The organism is Winogradskyella sp. 3972H.M.0a.05 (genome assembly GCF_040493455.1).
In the GTDB taxonomy this organism is placed as follows: Bacteria; Bacteroidota; Bacteroidia; order Flavobacteriales; family Flavobacteriaceae; genus Microcosmobacter.
In genome coordinates, this window is the sequence record NZ_JANFDA010000001.1 from 1 (window position 1) to 18040 (window position 18040).

An 18040-nucleotide genomic window follows, 5' to 3' on the forward strand; every position below is an offset into this window, starting at 1 on the left:
CGGCGCCAATCACCTCCAGATCCCGAAGGCTCAGGTCGAACTCGACAAAACCATCAGAATCATCGTCGCAAAGCGCGATCGGTGTCGGGGCGGTCGCCACAGGGTTCGGGTTCACCACCAGTGTCAGTGGCGTGGTATTGTAACAGTCCGTATCGTTGTTGGTCTCCAGTCTTACATAGACCACCTGTGGGTTTATGGTGTTCACATAGCCGTCTGCCAATGGGTTCAGGTTGGCATCGGCATCGGCCTGCGTCTCATGGTAGGTCACCGTGTAGTCCGCTGGATCCTGGGTGCCCAAAACCTCTGCATCGGCATCACTCAACGTGAAGGCCGTGAAACCATCTGCTACAGCATCGTCGCACTCCTCTAATGGTGTCAATACCGCTGGGATAGAAAGACTACTGATTGTGAGTTCGAATGACGTTGTAGCAAAACACTCTTGACTCAACTCTGCTATTCTAACATAAATTGTTTGAGGGTTTGACACGTTATCATAAGGAGATGCAAGCGGATTCACATTATCTATTGCATCTTGTTCTGTAAGGTGATATGAAATAATAAAATCTGCTGGATCCTGACCTCCTAAAACTTCAGAATCATTGTCTGTAAGCGTAAAAGATCCTGTCCCTGATATATTACAAATACTTTGGTCTAATGCTGGGTTGGCAACTGGACTTGGCTTAAACTCAATAAATATCTCATCACTGGCTTGACATGTTCCTGAAAATACAATATCTACACTGTACGTTCCTTCTTCAGTAACAACAAGACTTTCATCTGTTTCTCCTGTTATTTCTACGCCATCCTTGTACCAAGTATGCACTGCTCCTACGACTCCTGTATTTAATAGAATAGGTGTTCCATCACATTCAGCAGTACCTGCCATAATTGTGATATCATCTCCTAAGTCACCTCCTAAATCAAAACTACCTGCCTTAAGGAAAACTCCAGAATCTAATGCAGTATCTGAAGCATCTGCTATTACTAGTTTAATATTATAGTTTTCACCAGGTGTAACGGGTGATTGCGCTGTAAACACTACGGTTCTTCCATCAAAACTGGTTGGTGGTTGATTTTGCGCTGTATAGCCTCCAAAATACTGCTCGTTAATTGCCGCACATCCTGGATTAGCTGGATGAATATTCGTAACTAAGATTGGTGTATTTGTTCCTGGAAGTACTGCAAGATTCGTTGTATTTCCCATGGAATCTGTAAGTAGAAAGGCAAAGGCATCAGAGAATGTACATTCAAAAGTTCCTCCTGTAGCTCCATTGTATTCTTCAGAAGCCATTAAGAAATCAAAACTGATGTTATCTGCTAATGGTACAAAATCAAATTCTATAAAACTCGCATTATTGGAATTAATCCCTACTGTTGCATCTAATTCAGCATCACCTGGCCAACCAAATCCTCCTGCACTCATGGCGTTATTGTTTGGTCCTCTTGCTTCACTAGCGTCTCCAGAAGTTAAAATAACTCCTGATTCAAAAGGAAAATCTATTCCATTTCCATAGAAAAATCCGATTCCGTTAGGTTCAGCTGAGCTAAAAGAAATTCCTGTAGACCAATTTATATTCGAAACTTGAGCACATGGGCTATTTATTAATACATCTTCAATTAGCTCTTCTGGCGTATATGTATCTTGATCTATGATAACATTGGGTCCTAATACGAATACAGTTATTGATGTTAATGCTGTACAGCCTTGTGGATTAGTATCTGTTACAGCTAAGAATACTGTATATGTTCCGGGTGTCGTATATGTGTTAGATACAGATTGTCCTGTTGCTGTGTTGGTATCACCAAAATTCCATTGGTATGTTGCGCCTGTACCATCTTCAGAAAATGTCGCACTTCCTTCAAAATCTACTGTTTCTCCAGGCAATATTGAAACTACACCTCCTTCAGCTGCTGGTGTTGTACTATCTATAGTTGGCGTTATTGTCTGGCATGGTGTTGCGCAAAGTATTTCTGCAGCCCAACCTGTTGTAGTTCCTGTTGCATTGGATGTAAACTCAATTGTTAAACACCCTGATGCGCTGGATGCTTGTACATTTCCTGGACCTGCTACACCACTATATGAGCCTATAACTGGTGCTGTGGTATCGTCCCCATCATAAATCGTAAGTACATCTTGATTTAACTGAGTACTAAATTCTGTAAAATTTAAAATAATGAATTCATTTGCGTTTTGAGGGCAAATTGTGGTAACAAAGTTTTCGTCACTTCCATAGTTTCCTGCAGCACCTCCAGAATCATAAAAAATATCAGGTGCGCATCTGTTAAATGTTCCATCCTGCATATTTAAATCCTGAGAAAATATTACTAAGGGAAATAGTAAGATTAGAAGGGAGTAAATCTTTTTCATAACGCAATAAAAATTTAGTCTAAAATTGTTAGTTAATCTGTACACAGATTAAACAACTAACTTCCGTAAATTCCTACCCTTAAAAAACTGCAATAGATTGATTTTATCTTTCTTTTTCATAGTGAGTTTTTATAAAAGCTCCGAAAATTAATCATTTTAATTTAAAATACTCAGTATTTAACTTTTTTGAGTTCATAAATTCTAAGTAATAACGTATTACTTCTTATTTTTGCAAAAAAAAGTCTATGACTTCCATAAAAATAGCCATAAAACCCACTTCTAACGATAGTATTGTTAAGTTTGAAGCCAATGAATTTATAACTCAGCATCAGAGTTATGAGTTCAATAATATTGACGATGCTAAGCCATCTCCTTTAGCTCAGCAATTGTTTTATTTACCTTTTGTAAAAAAAGTTTACATCTCTGGTAATTTTATAGCCATAGAGAGATATGACATTGTTCAATGGGCTGATGTTCAAGATGATGTTGCTGAGCAAATAGAAAGTTATCTAAATAGTGGAGGTGATGTTATTACTGCAAACGAATCGAATTCGAATAAAAAAGTTCCTGTAACAGTATATGCTGAAAGCACACCGAATCCTTCTGTAATGAAGTTCGTAGCTAATAAAAAGCTTGTTTTACAACCTGTAGAGTTCAACTCAATTGATGATTCTAAATCTGCTCCTTTTGCATCTGAGTTATTTCATTTCCCTTTTGTAAAGGGTGTTTTTATGGATGAAAACTTTGTTTCTATTACAAAGTATGATGTAGCTGAGTGGACAGATATAACCATGGAAATAAGAGAATTCGTAAGAAGTTATATTGAAACGGGGAAGCCTATACTTCTCGAAAGCACTTCAAATTCTGAAGTACAAAAAAATATTGAAACTAAAGCTAATTTTGAATCTCTCGATGATACTTCAAAGCAAATTGTATCTATTCTAGACGAATATATAAAACCTGCTGTAGCTAGCGATGGTGGAAACATTGAGTTCATTTCTTTTGATGCTAACTCTAAAAAGGTTGAAGTGTTATTGCAAGGTGCTTGTAGTGGTTGTCCTTCTTCAACTTTTACATTAAAGAATGGTATCGAAAATATGTTAAAAGAGATGTTGAATGACAGTAGCATTACAGTTAATGCTGTGAATGGATAAAAAATCTTTAATTTCGGTGACTTAATTACTTTTTTTGTTTCAAATAGTTAAACATTAAAAATATAATAATTATGGCAGTATTAAAAGTAATTGAAGTATTAGCAAATTCTGATAAAAGTTGGGAAGATGCTACTAGAAAAGCAGTTAAACAAGCTTCAAAAAGTGTAAAACATATTAAGTCTGTTTTTGTTCAATCTCAGAGTGCGGTTGTTGAAGGCGACGATGTAACAGAATTCAGAGTTAATGTAAAAATCACTTTTGAAGTTAAATAATAATTAAACTTCAAATGATGAACTTATTTAAAAGTAGAGTATTACTTACGGTATTAATTTGCTGTGCCTTTAATTATTCTCAAAGCCAGAAAATAATTAATCAGAATAATCACTGGATACAAGGTGAAAGACTTGACCTAAAAACCGAAGGTCGTGATGGTGAAAAGGCCATTGGCTCCCCTTATCTTAACGCTAACTTTCAACCCGCTAGAATTTTAGTAAATGGTCAGCCTCCTTCAGTAATTCCAAACGTTAGGTATAATGCTCACTTGGATGAAATTGAGCTTAAACATACTGATGGGAAAGTATACTTTTTAAATAAAAACATCGACTCAATCAAAGTTGCCTTTGTTAATGAGAAGAAAACTTATATGTTGTTTTCTCCAAAAAACGATGGGGTTAAAGGCTTCTACGTTTTTTTAACAACAAATGACAAGGTTAACTTATTAAAAAAAGAGAGCATCAGACTCGATAAAGGTACGGCAGAAGGTAATGGGTATTCGTCTCCTAAACCTCCAAGTTATAAAAACAATAAGGATGAGTACTTTATTGTGTCTAGCGATGGTCTCTTCAAAAAACTTCCTAGAAAGAAAAAGGAAATCACAAATAGTCTATTCCCTCAGTATTCTAAAGAAATAACTGGTTTCATTAAGGAAAATAAATTAAAGCTTTCCAGAGAAGCTGATATGATTAAATTAATCGGCTTTTTTAACACTCTACAGTAAAATAATTATGGAAAAATACATTGATAAGATAAAAGAACTATTAATCGATTATACACCAAAGGTACTCACTGCACTTGCTATTTTAATAGTCGGTCTTTTCATTATACGATTGATTGTAAATATGTCTAAACGTGTAATGAGAAAGCAAGGTATTGACGAGACTTTGCAAAAATTCTTAGGCAATCTACTTAGTTGGACACTCAAGGTTTTACTCTTTGTTACTGTAATTGCAAAACTAGGTGTAGCAACTACCTCGTTTGCAGCCATTATTGGTGCTGCTGGTTTAGCCATAGGGCTTGCTTTACAGGGGTCTCTATCTAACTTTGCTGGTGGAGCCTTGATAATGATTTTTAAGCCGTTCAAAGTTGGTGATCTCATAGAAGCTCAAGGGGAACTTGGAGTTGTAAAAGAAATACAAATTTTTACCACTCAATTGACTACTCCTGAAAACAAAAGGGTCATAATACCTAATGGTGCGTTATCTAATGGTAACATCGTTAATTATTCTGCTGAAGGGAAGTTAAGAGTTGATCTTACGTTTGGAGTGAGTTATGATGCTGATATCAAACAAACTAAAAATGTATTAATGAATGTATTGACTTCTCATCCTAAAGTGCTCAAAGACCCTGCTCCATCGGTTGATGTATCTGAGTTAGCTGACAGTTCTGTGAATTTTGCTGTTAGACCTTGGGCAGATGTTGCTGATTATTGGGATGTGTATTTCGGAATCCATGAAAATGTAAAGATTGCGCTTGATGAGGCTGGAATTGAAATTCCTTATCCACATGCTGTTGAAATTCAAAAGCAAGGTTAATTTTTCGGCTTTATAGCAACAAAATCTTTTAGATAATATGGTTCAAAATAAGCGACATCTTCGATGTCGTTTTTTTTGTACTTATTATAGGCTAAGTGTCCCATTTCATTTGCTGAAGGCAACTTGCCTTCAATGAAGTTGGCATTGGAATGAGATATTACAGTTTTCGTTTTCTCTACTCCATTGCCTATGAAATAGACTTTATCTTCTTCTAAATAGGATTTAAAAGATTCTTCATCTATGATTTGGGCTTCAATATTCCTTTCAGAATTATACTCAGTATTAAAAACTTCAGCATATACTTCCATCCTTCTTGCGTCTAGCATTGGCACAATATATCCTTTGGATTCTTTTACTTGATGCGCTAAGCTCTCTAGAGTAGACACAGAGATTAATGGAACATTTAAAGCAAAACAAAGCCCTTTTGCCGCTGAAACACCAATCCTTAAGCCTGTATAAGAGCCTGGTCCTTTGCTTACTGCAACTGCATCTAAGTCACTTAGAGAGTGGCCGGATTCTTTAATGACATCATCTATATAAACATGCAATCGTTCGGCATGAGAATAGCCTTGGCCGTAATCTTCTTTTAAAATCAAAGTCTCGCCATTTTTGGATAGCGAGACTGAACAATTTGTTGTTGTGGTTTCTATGCTTAAAATTAAAGACATGCTAATCCATAATAGGTTTCCCCATGTAAAAATCTAAAACTTTAGTCTTAAAAACAAAATCATATTTAGCATTAATCAATAATGCTTGCGCATTGATTAATCGGATTCGTGCCTGTTCTAGATCGAAAGCATTCATAGCGCCTATGTTATAACGCTCTTGAGAGTTATCAAAAGCTAATTGCTGTGACTCTAAAGATTTTCTAGCTGCCTCATAACTTCTAAATGCTGCTTTTGCGTCTGTAAATGCTCTTTGAACATTAGATTCTAGATTCAACTTAGCCTGTTCTAAGCTAAGTTTAAAGTTTTCTTCCTGAATTCTAGACTTAGCTACTGAAGTTTTATTCTGAAATCTAGAGAAAATCGGGATACTAATATTTAAATTGAAGCTATGTGCTTTTTGATCGTTCAATTGATTGAAGAAAGCATCTTCACCTTGAGTAAGATTAGAATAAAAGGCATTTGTACCAAAGCCATACCCAAAAGTAACACTTGGGTAAAATCCACTCTTGGATAATTCTGTACCAACCTCAGCGCTTTCAATGTTCTTTTCTGCAACTTTGATTTCATATCTGTTTTGAAATGCTGATTCTAGAATTGGATTTACATCATTATATAATAATGCAGCAGACGGATCTACAACATCAATAATTTCAACATCAAAACCTTGATAAGGTACTTGAAGCAATTGAGACAATGTTAATAATGATATATCATAATTATTCTCTGCTGTTGTTAGCGCTTGAGCATCATTTGCTAATGTCGCCTCTGCATCATAGACATTAGCTTGCGGTTGAACTCCTGAATCTACCAATTCTTGAACTTGCTCCACTTGTTTTTGCGAAAATTCATACTGAGATTGTGCTGCTTCTAAATTCTCCTTATTGAATAAAACGTTTAGATATGCATTAGCTACATTGAGCGAAATATCATCTTTTATTCTATTTAAATCTAATTCATTGGCTTCTCTATTTATCTGTGCTTGTTTATACACAAATGTATTTCTAAAACCATTAAATACAGTTTGATTTAAATTAACTCCAATACTTGTAGTATGTGCTGTACGATCCACAAACTGTCCTTGGAATAACTCTGCATTACCCAAACTCATACCTTGGTTAATATTAGCACTGAATGAAGGATAAAAATTTCCCTTAGCTGCTAAAATATCTTCGTCGTTAGACAACAATGTGTTTTCTCCTTGTTTAACTGTAATGTTATTCGTTAAAGCATGTTCGACACACTCACGCAAGCTCCATTTTTTGTCTTGGGAAAATCCAGTAATCCCAACAAAAAATAATATGGCAATGATTGAAAACTTCTTCATATTAATCTTCATCTTCTTCATTATCGTCTTTAGAGGCTTTGTTCCAAACTTTGATTTTATCATCTTCCTCAACACCATCTAATACCTCAACAATGACTCCATCAGAAACGCCTAGCTTCACGTTTTTCTTCTTGAACTTATTATCTCCAGTTTCAATTTCTACAAAAGGCTCGTCAGTAATTCTATTGAACTGTACCAAAGCTTCTTTAATTACCATTACGCTATCCTTGTTTTCAACCTCGATTTCAGCATTGGCACTGTAACCTGCTCTTATCTCGGTAGATTCTCCAACGTTTACATCAGCTTTAATTGTAAACTGTACTGCCCCATTTTCCTCTTGACCTTTTGGCGCAACAAACGTTAATTTGGCTGGGAAATCTTTGTCATTGATTGCTCCTAATAACACTTTGATATCTTCACCTTCTTCAAGCTTTCCAACTTCTGCCTCATCTACCTTTCCCTCAAAAATCATGATACTCATATCAGCTAAAGATGCAATCGTGGTTCCTTCATTAAAGTTGTTACTTTGAATAACCTGATCTCCTTCTCTTACAGGGATTTCTAGAACTGTTCCTGAAATCTGTGCAATAATATTTGTATTTGCTGAACTTCCTCCAGAAAGTGATCCTCGTTTGATGATTTGATAATCATTTTGCGCTTGTATAACACTTTCTCTTGCTTGATTATAAGCCAACTCACTATCTTGAAAATCTTGTAGTGAGATAACACCTTTATCAAATAGTGCCTTATTTCTATCGTATAACACTTTAGAGTTATTAGCTGATAACTGTGCTGTTCTTATTCTACTGCTTGCCGCTGCTAAGTTTTGCTCGTTTGGCACTACTCTAATCTTAGCAATAAGATCTCCTTTTTGAACAATGTCACCTTCTTCGACCATGATCTTATCAATAATTCCAGAGACTTGAGGTTTCAACTCAATTTCTTCTTCTGGGTTAAGTTTCCCTGTAGCTACTACTTTGGTTTTTATTGTTGAGTAATATGGTGAGTCTACTGCAAACTCTTCTATGGATTCTGAATTGGAATCTTTAAAATATTTTATGACTACTACAAGTAATATCAGTAGTACTATACCTAAAATAATTTTTACTGCTTTTTTCATTTGTTGTTGTTTATACTTGTTTTTTTGATTGGTTTTATTCTTCTCTTAATGCATCAATTGGTTTTACACTTGTGGCTTTAAATGCCGGAATGAGCCCTATTAGGGTTCCTAATGTGACGAGTATTAGCATCGCTGCAAATACAACGCCTATGGAGACAGAAGCATTTACTAGTGTAGCATCGTCTCCTTGTCCAAATGCCGAGTCCATCGCTATTAATATCCATCCTCCTGTGATAATTCCTAAAACTCCTGAAATCATTGTTAAGAATACTGCTTCTACAACAATCTGTCTTTTGATTTCAAACGGTGTTGCTCCCAAAGCTCGTCTTACGCCTATCTCTTTGGTTCTTTCCTTAACAGCAATCAATAGAATGGCTCCAATAGCCACTACTCCTGCAATCAGTGTTGCTATTCCAACAAACCAGGTTAAGAATTGCATTCCTACTAAAAATCCTGTCACTTTAGCAAATTCTTTTCCAAGGTTAAAACTACCAAAGGCTCTGTTATCTTTTGGGTGAATTTTATTAAGGTTTCTTAATAATAACTTTGCATCTAGTTCTATTTGCTTGATATTATATTCTGGCTTACCAGTAACCATAATCCATCCTATTTCATCACCTTGGTTATAGATTTGTTGGAAGGTTGTAAACGGAATATGGATGTCCGATCCTGGCCCCATGTTTACATTACCTTCTTCAAACACACCAATGACAGTGAAATTCATACCATTGATTCGGATCAATTCTCCGACTGGTTGTACATCTTTTTCAAATAGTTGTTTGTATATATCTTCTGAAATGACCGCAACTTTTTTGAGATCGTCGATGTCATTCTGATTTATGAATCTTCCGTAAATGAGTTTCTTTTTCTGAACGGCATCAAGTAATGGATAATCTCCTGCTACATTGAAGGTGCCTGACAAGAAATTGCGAATTACCATTCCTTGTGTCTGATTTCTAGGTACTACAAACTCAATTCCGTCAACATTTTGCTCAACTACCCTAACATCTGATAAGGATAGTCTTACTCTGCGTCCTTCTTGAAATCCTTTGAATGGTTTGCTTGTGCTTTGCCCCCAAATAAATACACTGTTAGTTGCAAAGTTTCCGAATAGTCTGTTGAAAGAATTCTCCATCCCTCTAGCAGAGCCCAATAATCCTATCAATAATAAAATTCCCCACCAGACTCCAATCATGGTAATGACAGTTCTGAGCTTATTTTTGCTCATACTATCCCAGACTTCTTGCCATGTATCTCTGTCGAATAAAAATCTAATCATGGTTATTCGTTTCTAAGTGCTACAATTGGTTTTATTCTTGAGGCGCGTTTTGCTGGGACATATCCTGCCAATGTTCCTGCAGCTATTAAGGTAATAGTCGCAGAAATGACTAATTGGGTACTAACTCCTGGGTCCGTAATAAAGTAATCTTTTAAACTTGGACCAATCCATTCTATCACGCCTACTCCCATCAATAATCCTATATATCCTGCTATTGCAGTAATAATTATTGATTCTAATAAAATTATAGATACAATGGATCTTGGAGAGGCACCTAATGCTTTTCTAATACCAATCTCCTTGGTACGTTCTTTTACAATAAAGATCATGATGTTACTAATCCCTACAATACCAGCAATTAATGTTCCCAGACCAATAATTAATATGATTATGGCTAATACATTATTCATTTGGTTAACACCTTTTGTCTGGCTTGCCATATTGAATACTCTAATAGCTCTTTGATCACTTCTCGCTACCGAAAAACGATCTTTTAATGCTCTATTGATTTCGTTACCGAATGCAATAGCTTGATCGGTACTCATGGTTGGGTTATAGGACAAGTTGATTTGATCTAAATGATCATTATTTCCATAAACTTGCTGTGCAGTTGTTACTGGCATGTAGATAATACGCTCTTCGTTGTCGTTTCCTTCATCCGAAAAAGTCCCAACTACTTTATATTGAATGCCGCCAAGATTAATGTATTTACCCAATGGTTCTTCCCCTCTAAGGAACAGATCTTCTTCAACTAAACGACCAATAACAATAACTTTTGTCTTATTGATTAAATCATTCTGATTGATATAACGCCCTTCATTCATTAAGGTTTTTTCCAAATACTGATGATCTGGATGTACGGCTCTTATGTTGTATGAGTTTTGTTCGTTTTTATAGGTTGCGGTAAGACCTTTGTATATTCTTGCAGTGATGTATTCTACTCTATTTCCAAAATCATCTTTTAGAAAATCGAAGTCATTATTTTTGAACTGAATGCGGCGTCCTGCTTGCATTCCTTTATGTGCCTTGGTGGTTCTACCTGCTCTAATAAACATAGCATTGGTAGCATCGTCTGCAAAGGCTTCTTTAAAGGTGTTTTTCAGTCCATTTGCTATTCCGAAAAGTATGGTAAATAGAAGAATGGCGAAGGCCACAGTAAATCCCGAGAGGATTCCTCTGGTACGATTCTTATTTATACTCTGAAATATTTCCCTCCAAAGGTCTCTATCAAACATTGACTGATGCTCTTACTTGTTCTACTACTTTGTCTTCCATAATAACGCCATCCCTTAATCGCACAATACGCTTGCACATCTGGGCAATATCTTCTTCGTGAGTTACAATTAAAATGGTTTTTCCTTCATCATTTAATTGTTGAATAAACTCCATGATTTCATAAGATGTCTTGGTGTCTAAGGCTCCTGTAGGCTCATCTGCCAATAGTAGTTTTGGGTTAGCTGCTAATGCTCTAGCAATAGCAACTCTTTGCTTTTGACCACCAGAAAGTTCGTTAGGTAGGTGATGTGCCCAATCTGTTAAACCAACTTTACCCAAGTGAAACATTGCTTTTTCTTGCCTTGCTTTTCTTTTTAAACCTTGGTAGTATAAGGGAAGTGCAACATTTTCTAAAGCATTTTTATAGCTTATAAGATTGAAGGATTGAAAGATAAATCCTAAAAACTTATTTCTATAAACTGCTGCTTTCTTTTCGGTAAGGTTCTCAATTTTTACACCATCTAAAACATAATCGCCTTCATCTGCTTCATCAAGCATTCCTATAATATTAAGAAGCGTAGATTTCCCAGATCCAGAAGATCCCATAATGGCAACCATTTCTCCGTCTTTTACTGAGAGGTCTATCCCTTTTAATACATGTAAACTAGAATCTCCTATTGGATAGGACTTGTGAAGTTGACGAATCTCTAACATCGTGTTTTAGATTGATTAGTGTGTCTTTAAAATTAATTGGCTTATCCATTAGACTGATAAAAGCTCAAAATGTTACAGGAATCTGCAAAAATTATTCCTTTTTTTCGCCTTTATAGGTTCTATAGATAATATATCCTATGGTTCCAACTAAAATATAAGGGATAGCCATGAGGTAAATAATGCCATTATTTACACCTTCTGCTGTGGATTGTCCTTCTTCACTTTCTAAAACTGCTCTACACATTGCGCATTGCGCATTGGTATTCAGGAAGAATACTATAGAGGCTATGATAAGAAGGACCTTTTTTTTCATCTCAATTAATAATAGGGTGAGATCATTATATATACAATAACTCCTGTTATCGCAACATATAACCACAATGGAAATGTGATTTTTGCTATTTTCTTATGGCGTTCAAAATTATTGCTAATCGCTCTAACATAAGTAATCAATACAAAAGGAATAACACCTATTGAAAGTACAATGTGGCTAATCAGAATAAAGAGATAAATTCCTCTGTAGCTTCCTTCGTAACTTGTAGATTCACTTGTCATGTGATACAACACATACATTACCAAGAACAATGCTGAAAGTATGATAGCAAACTTCATTAGCTTTTCGTGAACCTTTCTATTTCCTTTCTTTATCATTACCACAGCAATGATTAATACCAAAGCAGTTATTGCATTAATGGTTGCATAGATTGGTGGCAGAAAAACTGGTAATTCCCAATCTACCTTCACTCTAAATAGTGCTGCTACTACTAATGGAATTACTATGGAAAGGACTACAATCCACTTATTATATTTCTTCTCTGCTTGTACGTTTTCTTTCATTATTCTTTCAATAGTTTTGTAATGTCTTGTATGAGCATCGAAATCTCTTCTTTCTCTCCGTCTTCTTCTTGTTCTGCTCTACTTACTATGCCTTTGTAGTATATCTTCGGATTACCAAATTCGTCTACTCTACTTCTTATGTATCCGTTTTTGTCAATAAGTGCAAAGTTTCCTGAATGTTCAAATCCACCTTCTGCTTCTGCATTTTTTCCTGCGTAGATTGTGAATCCATTGTTAGCCAAATCATAAATATCTGCTTCTTTGCCTGTCATGAAATGCCAATTTGGATTTGTAACGCCATAATTTGTGGCATACGATTTTAGTACCTCTGGAGTATCAAAATCTGGATTAATAGTGAAAGACGCGACTCCGAAATTTTCAAAGCTTTTAAATTCATCTTGCACCTCAACCAAATTCCTACTCATTCTTGGGCAAATTGTTGGGCAGGTGGTGAAGAAAAATTCTACGACATAGACTTTTCCTAAGTAATCTTTATTAGAGATAGTTTTTCCGTCTTGGTTAGTAAAACTAAACTCAGGTACTTTTTTCTTACTACCATTTATCTCCAAGAAAGCCATATCTGATAAATTCCCTGTTTCCTCAATCTTAGTCTCTACAGTTTCACTTCGGCTTTCACTTCTGGTAATGTCATCATTTTTTACTCTATCGATGATTTTTGGGATAAAAATGATACCAAACACCAAAATAATGAAGGCAATACCTACATATGAATATTGACTTTTTTTACTCATCGCTTTTTGCTTTTATACCGCTATCTCTTCTTGAAGAGGAATCGAATTTACCTTTTCGTTTTTGCCTATACTCTGTAAATAAAATTCGTAAGTCATCACTCATCTTATTTTTGATTTCGGCGACCTCAATACAATCATAGGAATACAAACTACTAACAGGCTTGTTTTGTTCGACTTCTCTTTCTTCTCTATCGTCTAAACGACCTCTTTGATTTCTGTCTTTATCTACGATAAACACTTCATCTGTAGCAAGATGTTCATCAAGCTGATGATCGGATTTCAAGCTATTAAAGACTCTTATTATTTCATCTTCATCAATAAATCTATAATGCCAAAATCTTAAATCTTCGTAACGTTCTATTTCTTTTTTTAATGCTGAATAGTCTTCTTCAAAACCTTCGGGAGCCAGAACAATGATTTGAAACTTCTTGAAGCCTTTAAACTTATCATAAACTAACTCTTTTAGGTTAGATGCCGCAATAGAATTGCTTATTGGTTCTTTTCCAAAAAATGCTAAAACTGTTAAATGATCTTCTAACTTAACATCTTCTGAAACTGGAATTTCTTTAACGCTATTCTTAACAATATCTAACGGCTCATAGTTATGTGTTGAAGGGTATAAAATCAACAAAAAAGCTACTGGAAGAAAGAATAAAATTCCTAGAACAAGGTTACGAGTTGTCTTGCTTGTTTGCATAGTGCAAAAATAAAAAAGGTGGTTCTAATAAACCACCTTTTTAACTGTTTTATAGTAATTGAAACGTATTAAAAATCGCGTTTCACATATCCGTCTTTATAAACTTCGAATACATAATCTCCTTCTTGTAATAAAATGAAGATTAAGTAGCAGATTAGGAATACTGCTGTCCATACAACCATACGTCTTAGGCTTGCTTTTTCATCTCTCATGTGCATGAAATCCCAAGTAATATAATAAGCCTTAACGATTGTGAGGATGATGAAAATCCAGTTAAGCCATTTCATCCCTAAAACAGGTTCCATTAAAGCTTCTGGCTTATAAATACCGAGAACAACTTCAACTGCTGTTACAATAGTTAACAATATTAAAACTCCCCAAATCTTTTGAGTGTTTGACTTAAATTTTATTAAGCCTCTTAATATTTCTAATTTATGTGCGTCTGCTGCCATTATACAACGATAATTATCTTAATTAAACTAAATAGAAGAATGTAAATACAAATACCCAAACCAAGTCTACAAAGTGCCAGTAAAGACCAACTTTTTCGACCATCTCATAATGTCCTCTACGTTCGTAGGTACCAAGTATTACATTAAAGAAAATAATGATATTGATTACAACTCCAGAGAATACGTGGAATCCGTGGAAACCTGTAATAAAGAAGAAGAAATCGGCAAACAAGGATGTTCCGTATTCATTCACTTTAAGGTTAGCACCTTCTACAACAAGCTGTCCATTCTCCTTAACTTGTTTTAAAGATTCTTCTCTAGATAGTACTGTTTTTTCACCTTCAGCAGTAAGCATTTGTGTTCTTACTAATACATTTGGATGTGACTCTAGTCCTTTAACTACTTCAGCAACAGTATAGGTTGGTAAAGTCCCTTCTTGCACAAACCACAATCCATTTTTTCTATCGTGTTCTGTCCTGTACTTTTCTTCTGCAACCACAAAATCTGAGAGCGCGACTCTATGTCCTTCAGTATCTACAAATTGTAAGATGTTACCACCTTTAGTTTGGATTGCTCCATAATCACCTTTGATGAATGTTGCCCATTCCCATGCTTGAGAGCCTACGAATATTAAACCTCCTATAATGGTAAGGAACATATAGAATGTTACCTTAGCTTTATTCATGTGATGACCTGCATCTACGGCTAATACCATAGTTACAGAAGACATAATCAGAATGAACGTCATAAACGCTACATAGATCATTGGTAATTCTTGTCCATGCAAAAATGGTACGTGAGTAAATACCTCATCTGCAATTGGCCATGAATCTATGAACTTAAATCTTGAGAACCCGTAAGCTGCTAAGAATCCTGAGAATGTCAATGCATCGGAGACGATGAAAAACCACATCATCATTTTTCCATAGCTTGCATTTAGAGGCTTATTTCCTCCTCCCCATGTTTTACCTTCAGTTCCAGTAGTCACTGTAGTATCCATATAAAGCGTTTAGTGTTAAAATTTGCACAAAAATAATCAATTTCTTGGTCTAACGAAACAACGGACTATAAATTTTAAAGGCTCTAAATAAGCCTTCAATATTAAATCCATTCCTAGTTAAAAAAAGCTATAATCTCTTCAAAATAATTAAGGAACAAAAACAAGAAAATCCATAGCATTCCAACAAAGTGCCAAAAGTTCTCTGATAACTCTATTCCCAACATGTTTTTACTTGAGTATTTACCCATAAAATTCTTTACCAAAACAACAGTGATGGATATCAATCCTGCAACAACATGAGCAATATGTAACATCGCTATAACATAGATAAAACTTGTTGTCACTGAACTACTTGGCCCTGTGAAATGATATCCAGCATCAATTATTTGTTGAAAGCCTTTAAATTGATTGTAGATAAAAAATATTCCTAATAAAAATGTCGCCACAAGCAACACTGATGTTAGTTCTTTTTTATCACTTTTCATCATTCGTCTTGCTAAGAAAAATGTAATACTGCTTATTATTACGGCTAAGCAACTAATTGCAAAGGCGCTTGGCAACTCAAATCCATTTATCCAATCTTCTTCCCTACTTCTTATAATTACAGCACTGGTTAATCCTGCAAAAGACATAATTAGAGAGATAATACCAAACCATAGCATCATCTTTTTTGCTCTGTCTCTTTTTTCTTTTTCTGTACCTTGAGTTAAATCCATAATCTTTATATAAATCTATCGATTACATATACAATTTGTAATAATGTAATATAGAACACACTTGCTAACATTAACTGTTTAGCAGCTTTTGAAGTTCGTTTTCTGAATAATTCGAATGCTCTATATAGCATATATAATCCTAATGCCAACACTACTAGCATTCCAACGATAGACAATGATAAGTCTCCTGTGAAACCAAAAACTGGTATAATTGACACTAAAATTGTCCAAACTGTATACATGATAATCTGAACTGCTGTCGCTTTATCTCGTTTCCCTGTAGGCAACATAAAGAAGCCTCCTTTTTCGTAATCGTCATAAAGGAACCAACCTATCGCCCAGAAATGTGGGAATTGCCAAAAAAACTGAAGTGCAAACAATACTCCTGGTTCTATACCAAAATCATTTCGGGCTGCAACCCATCCTAGCATAAAAGGAATTGCTCCTGGAATTGCTCCTGCAAATACAGCCAATGGTGTTCTAGTCTTTAATGGTGTATAAACACTTGTATACAAAAAGATGGAGATAGCTCCATACATTGCTGTTTTTGGATTGATGATATAGAGTGTGATAATTCCAAGAATGGTAAAGCTAACTGCAATAATAAATGCTGTATTCACAGACATTCTACCTGAAGGTATGGGCCTGTTCTTGGTTCTATCCATTAAGGCATCTAGATCGCGCTCTATAATTTGGTTGTAAGCATTAGATGCGCCTACCATAAAATAGCCACCAAACGCTAACAAGACAAGTGTCCAAAACTCAACGGTAACTGCTCCAAGAAGGTAACCTGCTATGGATGAAAACACCACACTTAGCGACAACCCAATTTTGGTAATTTCCTTAAAATCTGAAATTAATGAAGTCTTTATTACTGAAGATTTTGCAGTACTCAATATTACTGGAATTTAATCTGCTTTTAGCGACTGCAAAGATACGTCTAAAATTGATTTAGACCAATGTAAAAGCCATGTAAATATTATTGTAATAGGCTGATTGTAAGTTTTAGTATCTTTAATGGACTTTAAAGTAAATCAAAATAACACTTATGAAAACCATTATCTCTCTATTAGGGCTTGCGCTTTGTATGAATTTAACTGTTCAAGCGCAAGGCTTCGATAACATTACGATTGAAGCCACAAAACTTACCGACAAAATATATGTACTTACAGGTGCTGGCGGAAATATTGGCGTATCTGTTGGAGATGATGGTGTTTTTATAATTGACGATCAGTTTGCACCGTTGACCGCTAAAATCGAAGCCAAATTGAAAACGCTTAGTGACAAGCCTATAAAATATGTTGTGAACACGCACTTCCATGGTGATCATACAGGAGGTAATGCTAATATGCACAATCTTGGCGCGACAATTATTGCACACGATAATGTAAGAGAACGATTAGCTAATGAACCTCAACGCAATGGAACGCTAGCTCCGAAAGAAGCACTTCCTGTTATTACGTATAACGATAGAATGAGCATACACATGAATGGGGAAAAGGTTGCTATTGTTCATGTCGATAATGCACATACTGATGGTGATTCTATGCTTTACTTTTTGGATAGTAATGTGCTACATACAGGAGATACTTATTTTAGAGGTTGGTATCCTTATATAGACTTAAAGTCTGGAGGTAGTGTAGATGGTTACATTGCTGCCGTAAAGCAAGGTTTAATGCTCATTGATGATAACACCAAAATAATCCCTGGACATGGTGGTACCGAATCTAATAAAGTAGAATATCTAGCTTATCTTGAAATGCTCGAGGGTCTTAAAAAAATTATTTCAGGTGAAATTGAAAAAGGCAGAACTGAAGACGAAGTTGCTAACGACACGTCTTTAACTAAAACTTATGATGACCAAGGTTACAGTTGGCAGTTTATTACTTCTGAAAAAATCAGAAGAACTTTCTACAAGAGCTTGAAGCAATAA

At 35.4% G+C, this 18040-nt stretch carries 20 protein-coding genes; 5 read left to right on the plus strand and 15 right to left on the minus strand.

Features of this window, described 5'->3' with window-relative positions; genetic code table 11:
* The coding region (locus tag NCE97_RS00005; RefSeq protein WP_353776810.1) for an FIDD domain-containing protein at positions 1 to 2368 on the minus strand (2368 nt) is incomplete at its 3' end.
* Positions 2369 to 2613: 245 nt separating this feature from the next.
* Between NCE97_RS00005 and NCE97_RS00010 the strand changes: the two genes are divergently transcribed.
* From NCE97_RS00010 to NCE97_RS00025, 4 genes are all read left to right on the plus strand, one after another.
* Entirely contained in the window at positions 2614 to 3522 is a 909-nt protein-coding gene (locus NCE97_RS00010; protein WP_353776811.1) for a NifU family protein, read from the plus strand.
* 71 nt (positions 3523 to 3593) lie between these two features.
* A complete protein-coding gene (locus tag NCE97_RS00015) occupies positions 3594 to 3794 on the plus strand; it encodes a dodecin family protein (protein ID WP_353776812.1) in 201 nt (66 codons plus the stop codon).
* A gap of 17 nt (positions 3795 to 3811) precedes the next feature.
* Positions 3812 to 4519, plus strand: coding sequence for a hypothetical protein (locus NCE97_RS00020; protein ID WP_353776813.1), 708 nt, complete (start codon positions 3812 to 3814; stop codon positions 4517 to 4519).
* Positions 4520 to 4526: 7 nt separating this feature from the next.
* On the plus strand, positions 4527 to 5333 hold the full coding sequence (locus tag NCE97_RS00025; RefSeq protein WP_353776814.1) for a mechanosensitive ion channel family protein: 807 nt from the start codon (positions 4527 to 4529) through the stop codon (positions 5331 to 5333).
* On the opposite strand, the gene tsaB is transcribed toward NCE97_RS00025, so the two are convergent.
* The 14 genes from tsaB to cyoE all read right to left on the minus strand — a co-directional run bounded on the left by tsaB (position 5330) and on the right by cyoE (position 17003).
* Positions 5330 to 6001, minus strand: a complete 672-nt coding sequence (tsaB, locus tag NCE97_RS00030) for a tRNA (adenosine(37)-N6)-threonylcarbamoyltransferase complex dimerization subunit type 1 TsaB (protein ID WP_353776815.1) — start codon at positions 5999 to 6001, stop codon at positions 5330 to 5332. The genes NCE97_RS00025 and tsaB overlap by 4 nt on opposite strands.
* A gap of 1 nt (position 6002) precedes the next feature.
* A complete protein-coding gene (locus NCE97_RS00035; RefSeq protein WP_353776816.1) occupies positions 6003 to 7346 on the minus strand; it encodes a TolC family protein in 1344 nt (447 codons plus the stop codon).
* Complete coding sequence (locus NCE97_RS00040; protein ID WP_353776817.1) at positions 7327 to 8445, minus strand: efflux RND transporter periplasmic adaptor subunit; 1119 nt, start codon at positions 8443 to 8445, stop codon at positions 7327 to 7329. Before NCE97_RS00040 ends, NCE97_RS00035 begins: the two co-directional genes overlap by 20 nt.
* Before the next feature lie 34 nt (positions 8446 to 8479).
* Entirely contained in the window at positions 8480 to 9724 is a 1245-nt protein-coding gene (locus NCE97_RS00045) for an ABC transporter permease (RefSeq protein ID WP_353776818.1), read from the minus strand.
* A gap of 2 nt (positions 9725 to 9726) precedes the next feature.
* Positions 9727 to 10959 carry an ABC transporter permease gene (locus NCE97_RS00050; protein ID WP_353776819.1) on the minus strand — a complete coding sequence of 411 codons (1233 nt, stop codon included), beginning with the start codon at positions 10957 to 10959 and terminating at the stop codon, positions 9727 to 9729.
* Positions 10952 to 11653 (minus strand): ABC transporter ATP-binding protein, encoded by a 702-nt coding sequence (locus NCE97_RS00055; protein WP_353776820.1) that lies wholly within the window; start codon positions 11651 to 11653, stop codon positions 10952 to 10954. The genes NCE97_RS00050 and NCE97_RS00055 overlap by 8 nt, the downstream gene beginning before the upstream one ends.
* 91 nt (positions 11654 to 11744) lie before the next feature.
* Entirely contained in the window at positions 11745 to 11966 is a 222-nt protein-coding gene (locus NCE97_RS00060) for a CAMCR motif-containing small membrane protein (protein WP_353776821.1), read from the minus strand.
* Positions 11967 to 11971: 5 nt separating this feature from the next.
* A complete protein-coding gene (locus NCE97_RS00065; protein WP_353776822.1) occupies positions 11972 to 12490 on the minus strand; it encodes a DUF420 domain-containing protein in 519 nt (172 codons plus the stop codon).
* On the minus strand, positions 12490 to 13242 hold the full coding sequence (locus tag NCE97_RS00070) for an SCO family protein (protein ID WP_353776823.1): 753 nt from the start codon (positions 13240 to 13242) through the stop codon (positions 12490 to 12492). Before NCE97_RS00070 ends, NCE97_RS00065 begins: the two co-directional genes overlap by 1 nt.
* Entirely contained in the window at positions 13235 to 13939 is a 705-nt protein-coding gene (locus NCE97_RS00075) for a hypothetical protein (RefSeq protein WP_353776824.1), read from the minus strand. Before NCE97_RS00075 ends, NCE97_RS00070 begins: the two co-directional genes overlap by 8 nt.
* 68 nt (positions 13940 to 14007) lie before the next feature.
* Entirely contained in the window at positions 14008 to 14391 is a 384-nt protein-coding gene (locus NCE97_RS00080; protein ID WP_353776825.1) for a cytochrome C oxidase subunit IV family protein, read from the minus strand.
* A 22-nt stretch (positions 14392 to 14413) separates the two neighbouring features.
* Positions 14414 to 15391, minus strand: a complete 978-nt coding sequence (locus NCE97_RS00085; protein WP_353776826.1) for a cytochrome c oxidase subunit 3 — start codon at positions 15389 to 15391, stop codon at positions 14414 to 14416.
* A 113-nt stretch (positions 15392 to 15504) separates the two neighbouring features.
* A complete protein-coding gene (locus tag NCE97_RS00090) occupies positions 15505 to 16107 on the minus strand; it encodes a cytochrome c oxidase subunit 3 (protein ID WP_353776827.1) in 603 nt (200 codons plus the stop codon).
* Between the two features lie 5 nt (positions 16108 to 16112).
* Complete coding sequence (gene cyoE / locus NCE97_RS00095) at positions 16113 to 17003, minus strand: heme o synthase (RefSeq protein WP_353776828.1); 891 nt, start codon at positions 17001 to 17003, stop codon at positions 16113 to 16115.
* Positions 17004 to 17155: 152 nt separating this feature from the next.
* Between cyoE and NCE97_RS00100 the strand changes: the two genes are divergently transcribed.
* Positions 17156 to 18040: an MBL fold metallo-hydrolase gene (locus tag NCE97_RS00100; protein WP_353776829.1), complete on the plus strand. Its 885-nt coding sequence runs from the start codon at positions 17156 to 17158 to the stop codon at positions 18038 to 18040.

Bases quoted from the DNA above. Each gene is read 5' to 3' on its own strand.
- NCE97_RS00010 (WP_353776811.1), top strand. From the start codon at position 2,614: ATGACTTCCATAAAAATAGCCATAAAACCCACTTCTAACGATAGTATT.
- NCE97_RS00015 (WP_353776812.1), top strand. From the start codon at position 3,594: ATGGCAGTATTAAAAGTAATTGAAGTATTAGCAAATTCTGATAAAAGT.
- NCE97_RS00020 (WP_353776813.1), top strand. From the start codon at position 3,812: ATGAACTTATTTAAAAGTAGAGTATTACTTACGGTATTAATTTGCTGT.
- NCE97_RS00025 (WP_353776814.1), top strand. From the start codon at position 4,527: ATGGAAAAATACATTGATAAGATAAAAGAACTATTAATCGATTATACA.
- tsaB (WP_353776815.1), bottom strand. From the start codon at position 6,001: ATGTCTTTAATTTTAAGCATAGAAACCACAACAACAAATTGTTCAGTC.
- NCE97_RS00035 (WP_353776816.1), bottom strand. From the start codon at position 7,346: ATGAAGAAGATGAAGATTAATATGAAGAAGTTTTCAATCATTGCCATA.
- NCE97_RS00040 (WP_353776817.1), bottom strand. From the start codon at position 8,445: ATGAAAAAAGCAGTAAAAATTATTTTAGGTATAGTACTACTGATATTA.
- NCE97_RS00045 (WP_353776818.1), bottom strand. From the start codon at position 9,724: ATGATTAGATTTTTATTCGACAGAGATACATGGCAAGAAGTCTGGGAT.
- NCE97_RS00050 (WP_353776819.1), bottom strand. From the start codon at position 10,959: ATGTTTGATAGAGACCTTTGGAGGGAAATATTTCAGAGTATAAATAAG.
- NCE97_RS00055 (WP_353776820.1), bottom strand. From the start codon at position 11,653: ATGTTAGAGATTCGTCAACTTCACAAGTCCTATCCAATAGGAGATTCT.
- NCE97_RS00060 (WP_353776821.1), bottom strand. From the start codon at position 11,966: ATGAAAAAAAAGGTCCTTCTTATCATAGCCTCTATAGTATTCTTCCTG.
- NCE97_RS00065 (WP_353776822.1), bottom strand. From the start codon at position 12,490: ATGAAAGAAAACGTACAAGCAGAGAAGAAATATAATAAGTGGATTGTA.
- NCE97_RS00070 (WP_353776823.1), bottom strand. From the start codon at position 13,242: ATGAGTAAAAAAAGTCAATATTCATATGTAGGTATTGCCTTCATTATT.
- NCE97_RS00075 (WP_353776824.1), bottom strand. From the start codon at position 13,939: ATGCAAACAAGCAAGACAACTCGTAACCTTGTTCTAGGAATTTTATTC.
- NCE97_RS00080 (WP_353776825.1), bottom strand. From the start codon at position 14,391: ATGGCAGCAGACGCACATAAATTAGAAATATTAAGAGGCTTAATAAAA.
- NCE97_RS00085 (WP_353776826.1), bottom strand. From the start codon at position 15,391: ATGGATACTACAGTGACTACTGGAACTGAAGGTAAAACATGGGGAGGA.
- NCE97_RS00090 (WP_353776827.1), bottom strand. From the start codon at position 16,107: ATGGATTTAACTCAAGGTACAGAAAAAGAAAAAAGAGACAGAGCAAAA.
- NCE97_RS00100 (WP_353776829.1), top strand. From the start codon at position 17,156: ATGAAAACCATTATCTCTCTATTAGGGCTTGCGCTTTGTATGAATTTA.